Below are 1,623 nucleotides of genomic sequence, written 5' to 3' on the forward strand. Positions count from 1 at the left end.
TGGCGCGCGCACACTGGCGCGCCCGATCCCTTCTCGCAGAAAGGAGGTGATCCAGCCGCACCTTCCGGTACGACTACCTTGTTACGACTTCACCCCCCTCGCGGCGCGGGCCTTCGACGGCGGCCCCCTCGCGGTTGGCCTGCCGGCTTCGGGCCCGCTCCACTCGGATGGTGTGACGGGCGGTGTGTACAAGGCCCGGGAACGTATTCACCGCGCCGTGCTGATGCGCGATTACTAGCGATTCCGGCTTCACGGAGTCGGGTTTCAGACTCCGATCCGAACTACGGCGGGATTTGAGCGCTCCGCTCCGCCTCGCGGCCTCGCCTCGCCCTGTCCCCGCCATTGTAGCACGTGTGTCGCCCCGGACATAAGGGCCATGATGACTTGACGTCGTCCCCGCCTTCCTCCGGCTTGTCGCCGGCAGTCCCGCCAGAGTGCCCGACTCTACTCGCTGGCAACCGGCGGCAGGGGTTGCGCTCGTTGCGGGACTTAACCCAACACCTCACGGCACGAGCTGACGACAGCCATGCAGCACCTGTCCGCGGGCGCGTTGCCGCGCGCGCGCGTCTCCGCGCGCTCCCCGCGGATGTCAAGCCCGGGTAAGGTTCCTCGCGTACCATCGAATTAAACCACATGCTCCACCGCTTGTGCGGGCCCCCGTCAATTCCTTTGAGTTTCACCCTTGCGGGCATACTCCCCAGGCGGCGCACTTAACGCGTTCGCTTCGGCGCCCAGGCCATGCCCGGACACCCAGTGCGCATCGTTGACCGCGCGGACTACCAGGGTATCTAATCCTGTTCGCTCCCCGCGCCTTCGCGCCTCAGCGTCAGTCGTCCGCTGGAAGCCTGCCTTCGCCATCGGTGTTCTTCCTGATATCTACAGATTTCACCCCTACACCAGGAATTCCGGCTCCCCCTCGGCGACTCCAGCCGCCCAGTTCCCGGAGCAGTCCGGGGGTTGGGCCCCCGCCTTTCACTCCGGGCTTGAGCGGCCGCCTACGCGCCCTTTACGCCCAATGATTCCGAACAACGCTCGGGGCTTACGTGTTACCGCGGCTGCTGGCACGTAATTAGCCGCCCCTTATTCGCGGGGTTCGGTCGCCGCCGCGGCATTCCCTCCGCGGCTCCTTCTTCCCCCGCAAAAGGACTCTGCAACCTTCCGGCCTTCCTCGTCCACGCGGCGTCGCTCCGCCGGGCTTCCGCCCGTTGCGGAATATCCTTAGCTGCTGCCTCCCGCAGGAGTCTGGGCCGTATCTCAGTCCCAATGTGCCCGTCCGCCCTCTCAGGCCGGGTACCCGTCGTCGCCTAGGTGGGCCGTCACCCCGCCTACAAGCTGATGGGACGCGGGCCGCTCCCCCGGCGCGGCCTAGGCCGCCTTTCGCCACGGGGCATTCCGTCCCCGCGGCATCGTCCGGTATTACCCCCGGTTTCCCGGGGCTGTCCCCGTCCGGGGGGCGCGTCGCCCACGCGTTACTCACCAGTCCGCCGCTCTCATCCGTGGCAAGCCACAGAATCCCGCTCGACTTGCATGCTTAAGACGCGCCGCCAGCGTTCGTTCTGAGCCAGGATCAAACTCTCCATTATCCTTCTCAACGCCCTCAACGGGCGGTGAAATCCTGTTAAA

Annotated in this window: 1 rRNA gene; it reads right to left on the reverse strand. The window is 66.3% G+C overall.

The annotated features are described in order from the left end of the window. Window positions 1-39: 39 nt before the first annotated feature. A 16S ribosomal RNA gene (locus tag QZ332_RS13640) occupies window positions 40-1,583 on the reverse strand. Between the last annotated feature and the right edge of the window lie 40 nt (window positions 1,584-1,623).

Source organism: uncultured Oscillibacter sp. (assembly GCF_910584465.1).
Lineage (GTDB): Bacteria > Bacillota > Clostridia > Oscillospirales > Oscillospiraceae > Oscillibacter.